This window comes from Streptomyces flavusporus (genome assembly GCF_046267975.1).
GTDB classification, from domain to species: domain Bacteria; phylum Actinomycetota; class Actinomycetes; order Streptomycetales; family Streptomycetaceae; genus Streptomyces; species Streptomyces flavusporus.
On record NZ_CP176503.1, the window covers coordinates 8205616 to 8220459 of the forward strand.

12 protein-coding genes and 1 pseudogene are annotated in these 14844 nt (G+C 70.0%); 7 read left to right on the top strand and 6 right to left on the bottom strand.

Going from position 1 to position 14844, the window contains the following annotated elements:
- Positions 1 to 19: 19 nt before the first annotated feature.
- The 4 genes from ACKTSN_RS38660 to ACKTSN_RS38675 form a co-directional block, all read right to left on the bottom strand.
- The gene (locus tag ACKTSN_RS38660) at positions 20 to 1108 is read right to left on the bottom strand and encodes an ABC transporter ATP-binding protein (RefSeq protein ID WP_409473321.1); all 1089 of its coding nucleotides are present in this window, start codon (positions 1106 to 1108) and stop codon (positions 20 to 22) included.
- A complete protein-coding gene (locus ACKTSN_RS38665) occupies positions 1105 to 1935 on the bottom strand; it encodes an ABC transporter permease (protein ID WP_409473322.1) in 831 nt (276 codons plus the stop codon). The genes ACKTSN_RS38660 and ACKTSN_RS38665 overlap by 4 nt, the downstream gene beginning before the upstream one ends.
- Entirely contained in the window at positions 1932 to 2738 is an 807-nt protein-coding gene (gene modA, locus ACKTSN_RS38670) for a molybdate ABC transporter substrate-binding protein (RefSeq protein ID WP_409475022.1), read from the bottom strand. Before modA ends, ACKTSN_RS38665 begins: the two co-directional genes overlap by 4 nt.
- A gap of 168 nt (positions 2739 to 2906) precedes the next feature.
- On the bottom strand, positions 2907 to 3302 hold the full coding sequence (locus ACKTSN_RS38675; RefSeq protein ID WP_385516968.1) for a TOBE domain-containing protein: 396 nt from the start codon (positions 3300 to 3302) through the stop codon (positions 2907 to 2909).
- Positions 3303 to 3405: 103 nt separating this feature from the next.
- Here ACKTSN_RS38675 and ACKTSN_RS38680 point away from each other — a divergent pair, with 103 nt between their 5' ends.
- Complete coding sequence (locus ACKTSN_RS38680; protein ID WP_409473323.1) at positions 3406 to 3978, top strand: DUF1707 SHOCT-like domain-containing protein; 573 nt, start codon at positions 3406 to 3408, stop codon at positions 3976 to 3978.
- A gap of 4 nt (positions 3979 to 3982) precedes the next feature.
- Here ACKTSN_RS38680 and ACKTSN_RS38685 read toward each other — a convergent pair whose 3' ends face one another.
- Complete coding sequence (locus ACKTSN_RS38685) at positions 3983 to 5938, bottom strand: amino acid transporter (protein WP_409473324.1); 1956 nt, start codon at positions 5936 to 5938, stop codon at positions 3983 to 3985.
- A gap of 144 nt (positions 5939 to 6082) precedes the next feature.
- Positions 6083 to 6640: a hypothetical protein gene (locus tag ACKTSN_RS38690; RefSeq protein WP_409473325.1), complete on the bottom strand. Its 558-nt coding sequence runs from the start codon at positions 6638 to 6640 to the stop codon at positions 6083 to 6085.
- A gap of 354 nt (positions 6641 to 6994) precedes the next feature.
- Between ACKTSN_RS38690 and kdpF the strand changes: the two genes are divergently transcribed.
- The 6 genes and pseudogenes from kdpF (at position 6995) to ACKTSN_RS38720 (ending at position 14744) form a co-directional block, all read left to right on the top strand.
- On the top strand, positions 6995 to 7084 hold the full coding sequence (gene kdpF, locus ACKTSN_RS38695) for a K(+)-transporting ATPase subunit F (RefSeq protein WP_018566520.1): 90 nt from the start codon (positions 6995 to 6997) through the stop codon (positions 7082 to 7084).
- Positions 7085 to 7092: 8 nt separating this feature from the next.
- Positions 7093 to 8754, top strand: coding sequence for a potassium-transporting ATPase subunit KdpA (gene kdpA / locus ACKTSN_RS38700; protein WP_409473326.1), 1662 nt, complete (start codon positions 7093 to 7095; stop codon positions 8752 to 8754).
- Positions 8755 to 8786: 32 nt separating this feature from the next.
- Positions 8787 to 10886, top strand: a complete 2100-nt coding sequence (gene kdpB, locus ACKTSN_RS38705; protein ID WP_409473327.1) for a potassium-transporting ATPase subunit KdpB — start codon at positions 8787 to 8789, stop codon at positions 10884 to 10886.
- Positions 10887 to 10891: 5 nt separating this feature from the next.
- Entirely contained in the window at positions 10892 to 11560 is a 669-nt protein-coding gene (locus ACKTSN_RS38710; RefSeq protein ID WP_409473328.1) for a potassium-transporting ATPase subunit C, read from the top strand.
- A 58-nt stretch (positions 11561 to 11618) separates the two neighbouring features.
- A pseudogene (locus tag ACKTSN_RS38715) lies at positions 11619 to 12138 on the top strand (winged helix-turn-helix domain-containing protein); the annotation flags it as partial.
- A 2-nt stretch (positions 12139 to 12140) separates the two neighbouring features.
- Positions 12141 to 14744 (top strand): ATP-binding protein, encoded by a 2604-nt coding sequence (locus ACKTSN_RS38720; protein ID WP_409473329.1) that lies wholly within the window; start codon positions 12141 to 12143, stop codon positions 14742 to 14744.
- Positions 14745 to 14844 lie beyond the last annotated feature (100 nt).

The window sequence follows — 14844 nt, forward strand, 5'->3', positions numbered from 1 at the left end:
GCGGGGCCCGCACCTCGTTTCAGGCCGGGTAGGCGTGCGTCTGGGTGGCCTTGACCGTGGCCCAGACCGAGGCGCCCGGGTGCAGGTCGAGCTCGGCGGCCGCGACCGTGGTGAGGTCGGCGGTGAGGGGGAGCTCGCCGGTGAGGGCGGCACGGATCTGGTCGCCGTGGGTCTCCAGGCCGGTGACCTCGCAGCGCCAGAGGTTGCGGGCGCTGGCGCCGGTGGGGCGGTCCCGGAAGAGGGTGACGGCGCCGGGCGGGAAGGCCACGAAGACCGGGCCCGTGAGGTCCTCGGTGGTGGTGATGGCGGGGCCGGCATCCAGGTGGACGGTGTGGCCCGCTGCCGTGCCCTTGTAGAGGTTCAGGCCGACGAGTTGGGCCACGTAGTCCGTGCGGGGGCTGCGGGCGATGTCGGCGGGTGTGCCCTCCTGGACGATCCGGCCGTGCTCGACGACCACGAGCCGGTCGGCCAGGACCATGGCGTCCAGCGGATCGTGTGTGACCAGTACCGCCACGGCCTCGAAGTCGGCGAGATGGAGCCGTAGTTGGGCACGCACCTCCAGGCGGGTGCGGGAGTCCAGGGCGGCGAGGGGCTCGTCGAGGAGCAGCAGCCGGGGGTGCGTGGCCAGCGCGCGGGCGAGGGCGACGCGCTGGGCCTGGCCGCCGGACAGACGGCGGGGTTTGGCGCCGGCGTGGTCGGCGAGGCCCATGCGGTCCAGCCACGCGGCGGCCTGATTGCGGGCCTCCGCCTTCGTCGCGCCGTGGCAGCGCGGTCCGAAGGCCACATTGTCCAGGGCCGTCAGATGGGGGAAGAGCAGATAGTCCTGGAAGACGACGCCGACCGGCCGGGATTCGGGCGGCGTACGGTCCAACTCGGTGCCGTCCAGCCGGAGATGGCCGGCCGTGAGCGGGGCGAGCCCGGCCAGGGCGCGCAGGGCGGTCGTCTTTCCGGCGCCGTTGGGGCCGAGCAGGGCGACGACGTCGCCGGGCGCTGCGGTGAGCGTGATGTCGAGGCGGAAGGGGCCGCGGTCGACGACGAGATGGGCGTCGAGCCCCTCGCCGTGCACGTCACCCGAGGTGGGGGCGGTGGAGTCGTCGAGGTGGGTCATGAGGCGGTCATCCAGCGGTCGCGCAGGCCTGCGAGGACGGCGATGGACACGGCGAGCAGGACCAGGCTGAGGGCGATCGCCGCGGCCGGGTCGTTCTGCAGGGCCAGGTACACCGCGAGCGGCATGGTCTGCGTACGGCCCGGGAAGTTGCCCGCGAAGGTGATCGTCGCCCCGAACTCGCCGAGTGCCCGGGCCCAGGCCAGCACCGCGCCGGCGGCGATGCCCGGGGCGATCAGCGGCAGGGTGACGCGGCGGAAGGCGGTGAAACGGGAAGCGCCCAGGGTCGTGGCCGCCTCCTCGTAGCGGGGGTCGGCCGCCCGCAGGGTGCCCTCCACGCTGATGACGAGGAACGGCATCGCCACGAACGTCTCCGCGAGGACCACGCCCGCGGTGGTGAACGGCAGGGTGATCCCGAACCAGGAGTCGAGCCACTGCCCGACGACGCCGTTGCGGCCGAGCGCCAGCAGCAGTGCCACACCGCCCACCACCGGCGGCAGCACGAGCGGCAGCGTCACCAGGGCACGGACCAGTCGGCGGCCGGGGAAGTCCGCGCGGGCCAGCAGCCAGGCCAGCGGGACTCCGATCACCAGACTCAGGGCGGTCGCCGCCGTGGCACAGAACAGGGACAGCCGGAGGGCCTCCCACACCGCGGGGCTGGTGAGCTGATCCGGCAGGGTGCGCCAGGGAGTGCGTACGAGCAGGGCGATCAGCGGCAGCAGCAGGAACGCCAGGCCTGCCAGCGCCGGAACGAGCAGGGGCAGCGGCACCCCGCGGGTACCTTTGCGGAGCCGGCCTCGCCGGGGGCCGCCCTTGAGGGTTTCCGTCACGGCGCGAGGAACCCGGCCCCGGTCAGCACCTTCTGCCCCTCGGCGGACTTCACCAGGTCGATGAAGGCCTTGGCCGCCTCGGCGTTGGGCGCGTCCCTGAGCAGGGCGATCGGGTAGTCGTTGATGGCATCGGCCGACTCGGGGAAGCCCACGCCTTCCACCTTGTCACCCGCCGCCCTCACGTCGGTCTTGTAGACGAGCGCCGCGTCGGCCTCCTTCAGCTCCACCTTCGTCAGGGCGCTCTTGACGTCCTGCTCGTAGGACACGGGGGTGAGCTTCAGCCTGCTCGCGTCCAGCGCCTTCTGCGCGGCGGCGCCGCACGGCACCGACTCGTCGCAGAGCACGACCTTCAGGCCGGACTCGGTGAGGTCCTCGAGGGAGGAGATCCTGTCGGGGTTGCCCGGCAGGGTGGCGATCTCCAGCTGGTTGCGGACGAAGGTGGTCGGGGTGCCGGAAGCGTCACCGGCGTCGGTGACGATCGCCATGGTCCTGGGGCTGGCGGCGGCGAAGACGTCCGCCGGGGCGCCGCCGGTGATGCTCGCCGCGAGGGAGTCGCTGCCACCGAAGCTGAAGGTGACCTTCGTGCCCGGGTGCTGCTTCTCGAACTCCTTGCCCAGCGTCGTGAAGCTCTCCTCGAGCGAAGCGGCCGCGAAGACGGTCACCTCGCCGGTGAGCCGGTCCGACGCGTCGGACCCGGCGGCCGAGGAGCCGGAATCGGACGAGGAGGAGCAGGCGCTCAGCGCCAGCAGCGCGGCGGCTCCGGCGCCGGCCGCCCGCAGGGCCCGGTGTCGGGGACGGGGCATCACGGGTCCACTCACGGGTTCACTCCCTCTGTCCGCTGGAGGAAGAGCCCGCCGGACTCTTCCGATGCGTCGATCATACTGGCGCAGATGCAAGGCATGAGTCGACTGTCGCATCGCACGATCGAGGCTAATGTGCGATGGGTGATCGCATGTGCGGCTCGGGGCGTGTCAGGCGCGGTCGATATGGACGTTCGTCGACTTCACGCGGGCCGTCGCCTCCATGCCGACCTCCAGGCCGAGTTCCTCGACGGCCTCGCGGGTGAGCAGGGAGACCAGTCGGTGGGGCCCGGCCTGGATCTCGACCTGGGCCGCGACATCGCCGAGCTTGATCGCGGTCACGATGCCGGGGAAGGCGTTGCGGGCCGAGGTGTACGGGGCCTCCTCCTCGCCGCTGCCGGACTTGGCGAGCTCGACCGAGAACGCGGCCAGGTCCCGCCCGTCGATGAGCCGGCGTCCGCTGTCGTCCCGATGGGTCGCCACCCGGCCGGCGTCGGCCCAGCGGCGTGCGGTGTCGGGGCTGACGCCGAGCAGGCGTGCGGCCTGGCCGATCGTGTAGGAGTGCATGCCGGTCACGATAGGGCGGCAGGCGTGCCTGGTGGACGCGGGGTTGGCCATTGGATATAACGCGATATAGCGTTAACTCGTGATGGGTGATCGGGGTGAGGGTATGTCAGCCGAGCTCTTGGGTTCGGGTACGTCGTCCGAGGTGCGGGCCTCGCATGCGGACCGGGACCGCGTCGTGGAGGTGCTGACCGCTGCCGCGGGGGACGGCCGGCTGACCGCCGAGGAGCTCGACGAACGGGTCGGGGCTGCGCTGTCCGCCCGGACCATGGGGGAGTTGGCCGCGTTGACCGGCGATCTGCCCGTCGTGGCCGAGGCGAAGGATGTCGTCCGTATCGAGCAGGAGGGCAGCTCGGTCCGGCGGGACGGTGCCTGGGCGGTGCCGCGGCGGCTGGCGATCGAGTCGACCTGGGGCGACGTGACGCTCGACTTCACCGAGGCCGTCCTCACGTACGACACCCTGCGCATCGAGCTCGACATGCAGGGCGGCACGCTGCGGCTGGTGACGCGGCCCGGCGTCGTGGTGGACACCGATGCCCTGGTCACGGACTACTCCAAGATCAGGACGCGCGGGTCCAGAGGTGCGGACGGGCCCGTGGTGCTGCGCGTGGAGGTGTGCGGTCGCCTCAGCTACGGCCGGGTCGTGACCCGCGCTCCTCGGCGAGGCTTCCGGCGCTGACCGCTCAGCCCGTGTGCACACGTGGCCGGCGTGCGGGATCCGGTTCCGCCGCGCGCAGCACCTCCCGGGTGACCGGGGCGATCTCGCCCTGGCCGAAGAGGAAGAACCGCAGGAAGTTGGCGAAGGGGTCGCCCTCGGTCCACTCGAAGTAGATGTGCGGGGTGCGGCCGGTGGTGTCGCGGACGTGCAGCAGCAGCGCGGCCAGGGAGTTGGAGATGGAGGAGGACTCCAGCGTCAGGACCCGGTAGCGGTTGTGCATGACCTCGCCGCGCACCGTCAGACCCGACTCGAACTCGGACGGGTCGGTGACCGTCACCTCGACGAAGACGAAGTCCTCCTGGCCGGGGACGTCGTTGTCCTGGCGGATCTGCTCGATCTTGTCGCGGTACTCGGCGATGTCGCGTTTGTCGGGCTCGTTGGCGATGAACCGGATCTTGCGGCTGGCGATGTCCCGGACGAATCGTTCCGCCATGTCGTCGAGCGTCACGCTGGTCACCCGCAGCTCGAAGGCGCGGGCCAGCCGGGAGGCCAGGGAGAGGATCATGATGCCCGCGATGAAGCAGGCGCCGATCTTCACGCCGTCCGGGCGCTCGATGATGTTCAGGACCGTCGTGTAGAGGAACACCGCCGAGATCACCGCGAAGGCGATCGTCCAGTTGCGCTGGCCGGCCTTCCGCGCGGCGATGGTCACCGCGATCGCGGCCGAGCTGATCAGCACCAGCACGCCGGTGGCGTACGCGCCGCCCTGGGCGTCGACGTCGGCGTCGAAGATCCAGGTGACCAGGAAGCCGATCAGGGTGAAGACGATGACCATCGGGCGCACGGCGCGGGCCCAGTGCGGGGCCATGCCGTAGCGGGGCAGATAGCGGGGCATCAGGTTGAGCAGTCCGGCCATCGCGGAGGCGCCGGCGAACCACAGGATGGCGATCGTCGAGACGTCGTAGACCGTGCCGAAGGCGTTGCCCAGGTAGTCGTGCGCCAGATAGGCGAGGGCGCGGCCGTTGGCCTTGCCGCCCTCCTCGAACTCCTGCCCCGGGATCAGGAGGGTGGTGATGAAACTGGTCGTGATCAGGAAGCCGCTCATGATCAGTGCGGCCGTGGTGAGCAGCTTCTTGGTGCCCCGGATCCGGCCCTTGGGGTCCTCTTCGGTGTCCCCCGCCTCGCCCTTGACGTGGGGCATCACGGCGACGCCGGTCTCGAAGCCGGACAGGCCCAGGGCGAGCTTCGGGAAGACGATCAGGGCCATGCCGATCATGACGAAGACGTTGCCGTGCTCGGCGGTCAGGGCGTTCGACCAGTCGGTGACGACATGCCCCTCGGTGATGACGTGCCACAGGCCGACGATCACGACGACGGCGTTCAGCGCCAGGTAGGCCACCACCAGAGCCACCGCGACGCCGATCGCCTCCAGAAAGCCCTTGAGGAACACCGCGCCGAGCAGCGCGATGAGCACGAGGGTGATCAGCATCTGCTTGTCGTGCAGCGCATCGTGCAGCTGCGGGTTCTCCACCAGGTGGGTCGAGGCGTCCGCGGCCGAGAGGGTGATGGTGATCAGGAAGTCGGTGGCGGCGAAGCCGAGCAGGGTCAGGACGAAGAGCTTGCCCTTCCAGAAGGTGAGCAGCCGCTCCAGCATCGCGATTGAGCCCTGTCCGTGCGGGCTCTCCTCGGCCACCCTCCGGTACACCGGCAGCGCGCCCGCCAGGGTGACGATCACGAGCACGATGGTCGCGACGGGCGACAGCAGACCGGCCGCGAGGGCGGCGATGCCGGGCTGGTAGCCGAGGGTCGAGAAGTAGTCCACACCGGTCAGGCACATCACCCGGTACCAGGGCTGGCCCTCGTGTGGGGGCGCCGGCTGGGCGTGGGGTCCCTGGGGGCCGCCGCCCTTGCCGATGTCGGACAGCCCCTCCAGCATCCAGCCGCGCAGGCGACTGGGCGGCGGATGCTCGGTGGTGGCCATCGGCGTGCTCCTGATGTACGGCTTGCGTGCGGTTCGGCCATCACGCGGACGGCGCCCTCAGCGTATGCGGAGAGTGACGCATGGGCCCGCGCACCAGAGGTCCATCGGCGTCAAGCTTCCGTTAAGAACGGCCTGTGGGCGGCGTCATTCGAGCCCCGACACCTTGAACACCCTCCGCGCGGTCTCGCGGTCGATCCGCTCCGACATGCGGTGCAGGGCCGTAGCGCCACACAGCAGTGACCCGCGCGCCTCCGACGTGTGGGCATCCTCGTCGAGGCGGTACCAGAGGTCGGGGTTGGCGACGAGGACCTGCGGGTGGATCTCGACGCGCTCGCCGAACGCGTCGCGCAGCACCAGCCGCTGGGCGACGCCGTCCAGGCAGCGGACCGACACCAGCAGGTCCGTGCGGACGGTCCGGGTGCGCAGCAGCGAACGCGACCGCAGCCAGCCCGCGCCCGCCGAGACGCGGGGCGGACACAGCACCACGAAGAGCAGCGCCGCGAGGGTGCACCACAGCGCGGTGCGCCATGGGGTGAAGGTGCCGGCGCCCCAGTCGATGAGGAGCAGCAGGGCCAGGAGTACGGCCGCGCAGCGAATCGCGCTGTGCAGGTCCCGTGTCCAGCCGTGGTCGTACGCCTCGGCGCCGGAGTGCCGTTCGGAAGCGGGGGAGAGATCGTGTCGCACGTCGTCGGGGGGTTCCATAGCGCTGACGCTAGGGACCGGGTGAGCCGGGTCCACCTCGCTCGACGGGACTCTGACGGGCGCCCGGTCGATTCTTGACGCCGTCCCAGCGGGGCGCCGAGCCGCCCGCGCATCCTCGTCTTCGCCGGCTCGAGCTTCGTCCTGTGCCGTAAGAGACCCGTCAAAGCCGCGCAGTGCCCCGTAAGGGAGCCGTCAATGACGGTCGAATCCGGCCACAGACGCGGTTTCCTCTAACCGTCCTTGTCCAACCGAACCTCGACTCCAGGAGCTTGCGATGGCCGATCTGGCCTTCGTCGTCACCACGGTCGCGCTCTTCGCACTGGTGGCCCTCGTCGCCAAGGGGGTGACGAAGCTGTGACCGCCGAAAACGTCGTCGGCCTGATCGTGGCCGTCGCCCTGCTGGGCTATCTCGTCCTCGCCCTGATCTTCCCGGAGAGGTTCTGAGCACTGACATGGGTCCCGTCCTTGCCGGCGTCCTCCAGCTGCTCGCTCTCATAGGCGCGCTGGCGATCATCCACGTCCCCCTTGGCAACTACATGGCCAAGGTCTACTCCTCCGACCGGCACTGGCGCGTCGAGAAGTGGATCTACAAGGGCATTGGCGCCAACCCCGACACCGAGATGCGCTGGACCGCGTACCTGCGCGGTGTCCTCGCCTTCTCGGCGGCTGGTGTCCTCTTCCTCTACCTGCTGCAGCGGCTCCAGGGCGTCCTGCCCGGCTCGCTCGGCTTCTCCTCGATCGACCCGGACCAGGCGTTCAACACCGCCGTGTCCTTCGTGACCAACACCAACTGGCAGTCGTACTACGGCGAACAGACCATGGGTCATGTCGTGCAGACCGGCGGTCTGGCGGTGCAGAACTTCGTCTCCGCGGCCGTCGGCATGGCCGTCGCCGTCGCTCTCGTACGGGGCTTCGCGCGGCCGCGCTCCGGTGAACTCGGGAACTTCTGGGCGGACATGGTGCGCGGTGTCACGCGCATCCTGCTGCCACTGGCGTTCGTCGCCGCGATCGTGCTGGTCGCCTGCGGTGCCATCCAGAACTTCTCCGGCATCCACGAGGTCGGTCAGTTCATGGGCGGCTCGCAGCAGTGGAACGGCGGCGCGGTCGCCTCGCAGGAGGCCATCAAGGAGCTGGGCACCAACGGCGGCGGCTACTTCAACGCCAACAGCGCCCACCCCTTCGAGAACCCGACCCCGTTCACGAACCTCTTCGAGATCTTCCTGATCCTGGTCATCCCGTTCTCCCTGACCCGCACCTTCGGTGTCATGGTCGGCTCGGTCAAGCAGGGTTACGCGATCCTCGCCACCATGGGCACCATCTGGGTCGGCTTCGTCGCCCTGATGATGTGGACCGAGTTCGCCCACCACGGCCCGGCGTTCGAGATCGCCGGCGGGGCGTACGAGGGCAAGGAGGTCCGCTTCGGCGTCGGCGCCTCGTCGATCTTCGCGACGTCGACCACGCTCACCTCGACGGGCGCGGTGGACTCCTTCCACTCCTCCTTCACCGGCCTCGGCGGCGGCATCACCCTGCTCGGCATGATGCTCGGCGAGATCGCGCCCGGTGGTGTGGGCTCCGGCCTGTACGGCATGCTGATCATGGCGATCATCGCGGTGTTCATCGCCGGTCTGATGGTCGGTCGTACCCCGGAGTACCTGGGCAAGAAGATCGGCACCCGCGAGATCAAGCTGGCGGCCTGCTACATCCTGGTCACCCCGGCGCTGGTGCTGATCGGCACCGCCTTCGCGATGGCGCTGCCGACCCCGGTGAACTCCATGACCAACAGCGGGGCGCACGGATTCTCCGAGATCCTTTACGCCTACACGTCCGCCTCGAACAACAACGGCTCGGCCTTCGCCGGCCTGAACGCGGACACGCAGTGGTTCAACACCACGCTCGGCATCGCCATGCTGCTCGGCCGGTTCGTGCCGATGGTGTTCGTGCTGGCGCTCGCCGGATCGCTCGGCGAGCAGCGGCCGGTGCCGGTCACCGCGGGCACCCTGCGCACCGAGAAGCCGCTGTTCACGGGCCTGTTGGTGGGCGCGATCCTGATCATCACCGGTCTGACGTACTTCCCGGCCCTCGCGCTCGGGCCGCTGGCCGAGGGGCTGGCGTGATGACCACTCGTACAGCGAATCAAGAGGACTCCATGTCCACAGCCACTCCGACCCAGGCGCCGCACAGCGACGTACCCACCGGGCACAAGTCCCCCGAGGGCCGTGTCGGCGCGGGCCTCTTCGACCCCAAGCAGCTCGTGAAGTCGCTGCCGGACGCCTTCCGCAAGCTCGACCCGCGGGTGCTGGTCAAGTCGCCCGTGATGTTCGTGGTGTGGATCGGATCGGTCCTGACCACCGTCTTCTCCTTCACGGACCCGGGCGACTGGTTCGGCTGGACGATCAGCGCTTGGCTGTGGCTGACGGTGATCTTCGCCAACCTGGCCGAGGCGGTCGCCGAGGGCCGTGGCAAGGCCCAGGCCGACACCCTGCGCAAGGCCAAGACGGACACCGTCGCCCGGCGGCTCGTCGACGGCAGTGAGGAGCGGGTGCCGGGTACTGAGCTGAGCATCGGCGACCTGGTCGTCTGCGAGGCCGGCGACATCATCCCCGGCGACGGTGACGTCGTCGAGGGTGTGGCGAGCGTCGACGAGTCGGCGATCACCGGTGAGTCGGCGCCGGTCATCCGTGAGTCCGGCGGCGACCGCAGTGCGGTCACCGGCGGTACGAAGGTGCTCTCCGACCGGATCGTCATCAAGATCACGACGAAGCCGGGCGAGACCTTCATCGACCGGATGATCGGCCTGGTCGAGGGCGCCGCGCGGCAGAAGACGCCGAACGAGATCGCGCTGAACATCCTGCTGGCGTCCCTCACGATCGTCTTCCTCCTCGCGGTGGCGACCCTGCCGCCGTTCGCCGACTACGCGGGCACCCATCTGACGATGGTCGTGCTGGTCGCCCTGCTGGTCTGCCTCATCCCGACGACGATCGGCGCGCTGTTGTCCGCGATCGGCATCGCCGGCATGGACCGCCTGGTGCAGCGCAACGTGCTCGCCATGTCGGGCCGTGCGGTCGAGGCCGCCGGTGACGTCTCCACGCTGCTGCTCGACAAGACCGGCACCATCACGCTCGGCAACCGCCAGGCGGCGGAGTTCGTGCCGGTGCGCGGCACGACCGAGGCCCAGGTCGCGGACGCCGCCCAGCTGTCGTCGCTGGCCGACGAGACGCCCGAGGGCCGCTCCATCGTCGTACTGGCGAAGGAGAAGTACGGGCTGCGCGAGCGCCACCAGGGCGAACTGGCCGGCGCCGAGTGGATCGAGTTCACCGCCCAGACCCGGATGTCGGGTGTGGACGTCGACGGCCGGAGGATCCGCAAGGGTGCGGCCGGTTCGGTGATCACCTGGGTCGAGGAACGCGGCGGAGCGGTCGCCGAGGACGCGGACACGCTCGCCGACAAGATTGCCGAGGCGGGCGGTACGCCGCTCCTGGTGGCCGTCGAGGACAGCGCCGGGGCCCGGGTCCTGGGCGTCATCCACCTCAAGGACGTCGTCAAGGACGGCATGCGCGAGCGGTTCGAGGAACTGCGCCGCATGGGCGTCAAGACCGTCATGATCACGGGTGACAACCCGCTGACCGCCAAGGCGATCGCCGAGGAGGCGGGCGTCGACGACTTCCTCGCGGAGGCCACTCCCGAGGACAAGATGGCGCTGATCAAGCGGGAGCAGGCCGGCGGCAAGCTGGTCGCGATGACCGGCGACGGCACCAACGACGCCCCGGCCCTGGCCCAGGCGGATGTCGGCGTGGCGATGAACACGGGTACGTCGGCCGCCAAGGAGGCCGGCAACATGGTCGACCTCGACTCCAACCCGACCAAGCTCATCGAGATCGTCGAGATCGGCAAGCAACTCCTCATCACCCGAGGCGCGTTGACGACGTTCTCCATCGCCAACGACGTCGCGAAGTACTTCGCGATCATCCCGGCGCTGTTCGCGGCCGTCTACCCGGGCCTGGACAAGCTCAACATCATGGGCCTGTCCTCGCCGGACTCCGCGATCCTGTCGGCCGTCATCTTCAACGCGCTGATCATCATCGCGCTGGTGCCGCTCGCCCTGAAGGGCGTGCAGTACCGGCCGGTCAGTGCTGACAAGATGCTCCGCCGCAACCTCGGGATCTACGGCCTGGGCGGGCTGATCGCCCCCTTCATCGGTATCAAGATCATCGACATGATCATCTCCCTCATCCCCGGAATCGGCTGATCGCCATGAACAACTCGGTAATCAACACAGCCCGGTTGCTCGGGGCGGGCCTGCGCGCTCTCCTCGTGCTGACCCTGGTGACGGGCGTCATCTACCCGCTGGTCGTCACCGGCATCGCCCAGGGGCTGTTCAACAACAAGGCGAACGGCTCGGAGATCAAGGCGGACGGCAAGGTCGTCGGCTCATCGCTGATCGGGCAGGCGTACCACCTGCCGTTGAAGGAGGGCCAGGAGATCCCGGAGCCGGACCTGAAGTGGTTCCAGGGCCGCCCGCAGAACGGCCTCGGCACCAACAGCGTCAACACCCGGTACAAGCTCATCCTGTCCGGCGCGACCAACCGGTCCGGCGACAACGAAGAGCTCATCCAGTGGGTGAAGGACGCCAAGGCCGCGGTCATCAAGGACAACTCGGTCCCCGGCCACACGGTCAAGCCGTCCGAGGTGCCCGCCGACGCCGTGACGTCGTCCGGATCCGGCCTGGACCCGAACATCTCCCCGCAGTACGCCGACCTCCAGGTGCACCGGATCGCCGAGCAGAACGGTCTGCCGGTCGCCGAGGTCCAGAAGCTCGTCGACGAGCACACCGAGGGCCGCACCCTCGGGTTCATCGGCGAGCCCCGGGTGAACGTCCTCGAACTCAACATCGCACTCAGGGAACTTGTGGCGAAGAGCTGATGGCGTTACCCGACCCGAGCGGGAGCCGGCGGGCCGGAGCACATCCCGGTTCCGTCGGCTCGGACTGCCCGACATGGACGGCGTCGACGTGATCAGGGCACTGCGGGGCTGGACCCGTGTCCCGATCCTGGTGCTGTCGGCGCGTCAGGCGTCGGACGAGAAGGTGGCGGCGCTGGACGCGGGCGCCGACGACTACGTCACCAAGCCGTTCAGCATGGATGAGCTCATGGCCCGGCTGCGTCCGCCGCACCGAGGACACCCCGCTCGCCCCGGAGACGACGGTGGTGGAGACGGACGGGTTCACCATCGACCTGCTCGCCAAGAAGGCGGTCCGGGACGGACACGACGTACGACTCACCCCGACCGAATGGCATCTGCTGGAGATCCTGGTCACCAACCCCGGCCGGCTCATCACACAGAAGCACCTGCTCCAGGAGGTCTGGGGTGTCTCCCAGAGCAACAAGACCAACTACCTACGGGTCTACATGGCCCAACTGCGCCGCAAGTTGGAAGCGGACCCCTCGCACCCCCGTCACCTCGTCACCGAACCCGGCATGGGTTACCGCTTCGAAGGATGAACATGGCACGCGGCAAGCTTCGGATCTACCTGGGTGCGGCACCGGGGGTGGGCAAGACGTACGCGATGTTGTCCGAGGCGCACCGGCGGGTGGAGCGGGGCACGGACTGCGTGGTGGCGTTCGTGGAACCCCACGGCCGGCCGCGCACCGAGGTGATGCTGCACGGGCTGGAACAGGTGCCGCGCAGGGAACTCGAGTACCGCGGCGGGGTGTTCACCGAGATGGACGTGGACGCGGTCCTCGCCCGGCGGCCGAGGGTGGCCCTGGTCGACGAGCTGGCGCACACGAACATCCCCGGCTCGCGCCATGCCAAGCGCTGGCAGGACGTGGAGGAGCTGCTGGCGGCCGGGGTCGATGTGGTCTCGACGGTGAACATCCAGCATCTGGAGTCCCTCGGCGATGTGGTGGAGTCGATCACGGGGATCCGGCAGCGGGAGACCGTCCCGGACGAGGTGGTGCGGCGGGCGGACCAGGTCGAGCTGGTGGACATGTCGCCGCAGGCGCTGCGGCGGCGGATGGCGCACGGCAACATCTACCAGCCGGACAAGGTGGATGCGGCGCTGTCGAACTACTTCCGGCCGGGGAATCTCACCGCGTTGCGGGAGCTGGCGCTGCTGTGGGTGGCGGACCGGGTCGACGAGTATCTGAAGCAGTACCGCAGTGATCACCGGGTGTCGAGGATCTGGGGTTCGCGGGAGCGGATCGTGGTGGGTCTGACGGGGGGTCCGGAGGGGCGGACGCTGATCCGGCGGGCGGCGCGGCTGGCGGAGAAGGGGGCCGGCGGTGAGGTGCTGGCGGTGTACATAGCGCGCAGCGACGGGCTCACGGCCGCCTCGCCGAAGGAACTCGCGGTGCAGCGCACGCTGGTCGAGGACCTCGGCGGGACCTTCCACCACGTGGTCGGTGACGACATACCCGCTGCCCTGCTGGACTTCGCCCGCGGTGTGAACGCCACCCAGATCGTGCTGGGCGTCTCCCGCCGCAAGAGCTGGCAGTACGTCTTCGGACCTGGCGTCGGCGCGACCGTGGCCCGCGAGTCGGGACCCGACCTGGACGTCCACCTGATCACCCACGACGAGGCGGGCAAGGGGCGTGGGCTGCCGGTGGCGCGGGGTGCGCGCCTCGGCCGGATGAGGATCATCTGGGGCTGGCTCGTCGGTGTACTGGGCCCCGTCCTCCTCACCGTGTTGCTGACCAGCGTCGCGACGGTCGGCCTCGCCAACGACATGCTGCTGTACCTGACGCTGACCGTGGCGGCCGCCCTGCTCGGCGGGCTCTACCCGGCGCTGGCCTCGGCGGCCTTCGGAACGTTTCTGCTCAACTACTTCTTCACACCGCCGCTGCACCGGCTGACCATCGCCGACCCGAAGAACATCGTCGCCCTGGTGATCTTCATAGGCGTCGCGGTGTCGGTGGCGTCGGTGGTCGACCTCGCGGCCCGGCGCACGCATCAGGCGGCCCGGCTGCGGGCGGAGTCGGAGATCCTGTCGTTCCTCGCGGGCAACGTGCTGCGCGGCGAGACCAGCCTGGAGGCGCTGCTGGAGCGGGTGCGCGAGACCTTCGGCATGGAGTCGGTGGCGCTGCTGGAGCGCGAGAGCGACGTGGCGCCCTGGACGTGCGCGGGCAGTGTCGGGCTCCGACCGTGTCAGAGCCCGGAGGAGGCGGACGTGGACATGCCGGTCGGTGACCATATGGCCCTCGCGCTGACCGGACGGGTGCTGCCCGCGGAGGACCGCCGGGTGCTGGCCGCGTTCGCCGCGCAGGCCGTGGTCGTCCTGGACCGCCGCCGGCTCCAGGAGGAGGCCGACCAGGCCCGCACGCTGGCCGAGGGCAACCGCATCCGCACGGCCCTGCTGGCCGCCGTCAGCCATGACCTGCGGACGCCCCTGGCCGGCATCAAGGCGTCGGTCACGTCGCTGCGTTCGGACGACGTCGAGTGGTCCGAGGAGGACCAGGCGGCTCTGCTGGAGGCGATCGAGGAGGGCGCCGACCGCCTCGACCACCTGGTGGGCAACCTGCTCGACATGTCCCGCCTGCAGACCGGCACGGTCACGCCGCTCATCCGCGAGGCCGACCTCGACGAGGTGGTGCCGATGGCGCTGGGCGGCGTGCCCGGGGACAGCGTGGAGCTGGACGTCCCGGAGACGCTGCCGATGGTCCACGTCGACAAGGGCCTCCTCGAGCGTGCTGTGGCCAACGTCGTGGAGAACGCGGTCAAGTACAGCCCGCCGGGTACGCCCGTGCTGGTCGCCGCCAGTGCCCTCGCGGACCGCGTCGAGGTCCGGGTCGTGGACCGCGGACCGGGCGTTCCCGACGACGCGAAGGAGCGGATCTTCGAGCCGTTCCAGCGTTACGGGGACGCCCCGCGCGGTGCCGGAGTCGGCCTGGGCCTCGCGGTCGCCCGGGGCTTCGCCGAGGCCATGGGCGGCACCCTCGACGCCGAGGACACCCCCGGCGGCGGCCTCACCATGGTGCTGAGCCTGCGCAGGGCGCCGGTCCGGGGAGACAACCGTGCCGCGAAGGTGGTCGCCCAGCCGACCCCGGCCGAGGAGCAGGCCGGGCGTTCCGGTGCCGGTGGCGTCAACATGCCGTCGGCGTCCGCCTGACCGGCTCCGGCTACGACTGGTCGGCCGCCTGCCGGTGTTCGCGATGGTGCGATCACGGGAGTGACTGCCCCCGGACATACGTCGGGGCCGGCGCGCGGAG

What these genes read in the sequence shown, in the direction of transcription:
- ACKTSN_RS38660 (WP_409473321.1), bottom strand. Translation starts at nt 1,108, where the DNA reads ATGACCCACCTCGACGACTCCACCGCCCCCACCTCGGGTGACGTGCAC.
- modA (WP_409475022.1), bottom strand. Translation starts at nt 2,738, where the DNA reads ATGCCCCGTCCCCGACACCGGGCCCTGCGGGCGGCCGGCGCCGGAGCC.
- ACKTSN_RS38675 (WP_385516968.1), bottom strand. Translation starts at nt 3,302, where the DNA reads ATGCACTCCTACACGATCGGCCAGGCCGCACGCCTGCTCGGCGTCAGC.
- ACKTSN_RS38680 (WP_409473323.1), top strand. Translation starts at nt 3,406, where the DNA reads ATGTCAGCCGAGCTCTTGGGTTCGGGTACGTCGTCCGAGGTGCGGGCC.
- ACKTSN_RS38685 (WP_409473324.1), bottom strand. Translation starts at nt 5,938, where the DNA reads ATGGCCACCACCGAGCATCCGCCGCCCAGTCGCCTGCGCGGCTGGATG.
- ACKTSN_RS38690 (WP_409473325.1), bottom strand. Translation starts at nt 6,640, where the DNA reads ATGGAACCCCCCGACGACGTGCGACACGATCTCTCCCCCGCTTCCGAA.
- kdpA (WP_409473326.1), top strand. Translation starts at nt 7,093, where the DNA reads ATGGGTCCCGTCCTTGCCGGCGTCCTCCAGCTGCTCGCTCTCATAGGC.
- kdpB (WP_409473327.1), top strand. Translation starts at nt 8,787, where the DNA reads ATGTCCACAGCCACTCCGACCCAGGCGCCGCACAGCGACGTACCCACC.
- ACKTSN_RS38710 (WP_409473328.1), top strand. Translation starts at nt 10,892, where the DNA reads ATGAACAACTCGGTAATCAACACAGCCCGGTTGCTCGGGGCGGGCCTG.
- ACKTSN_RS38720 (WP_409473329.1), top strand. Translation starts at nt 12,141, where the DNA reads ATGGCACGCGGCAAGCTTCGGATCTACCTGGGTGCGGCACCGGGGGTG.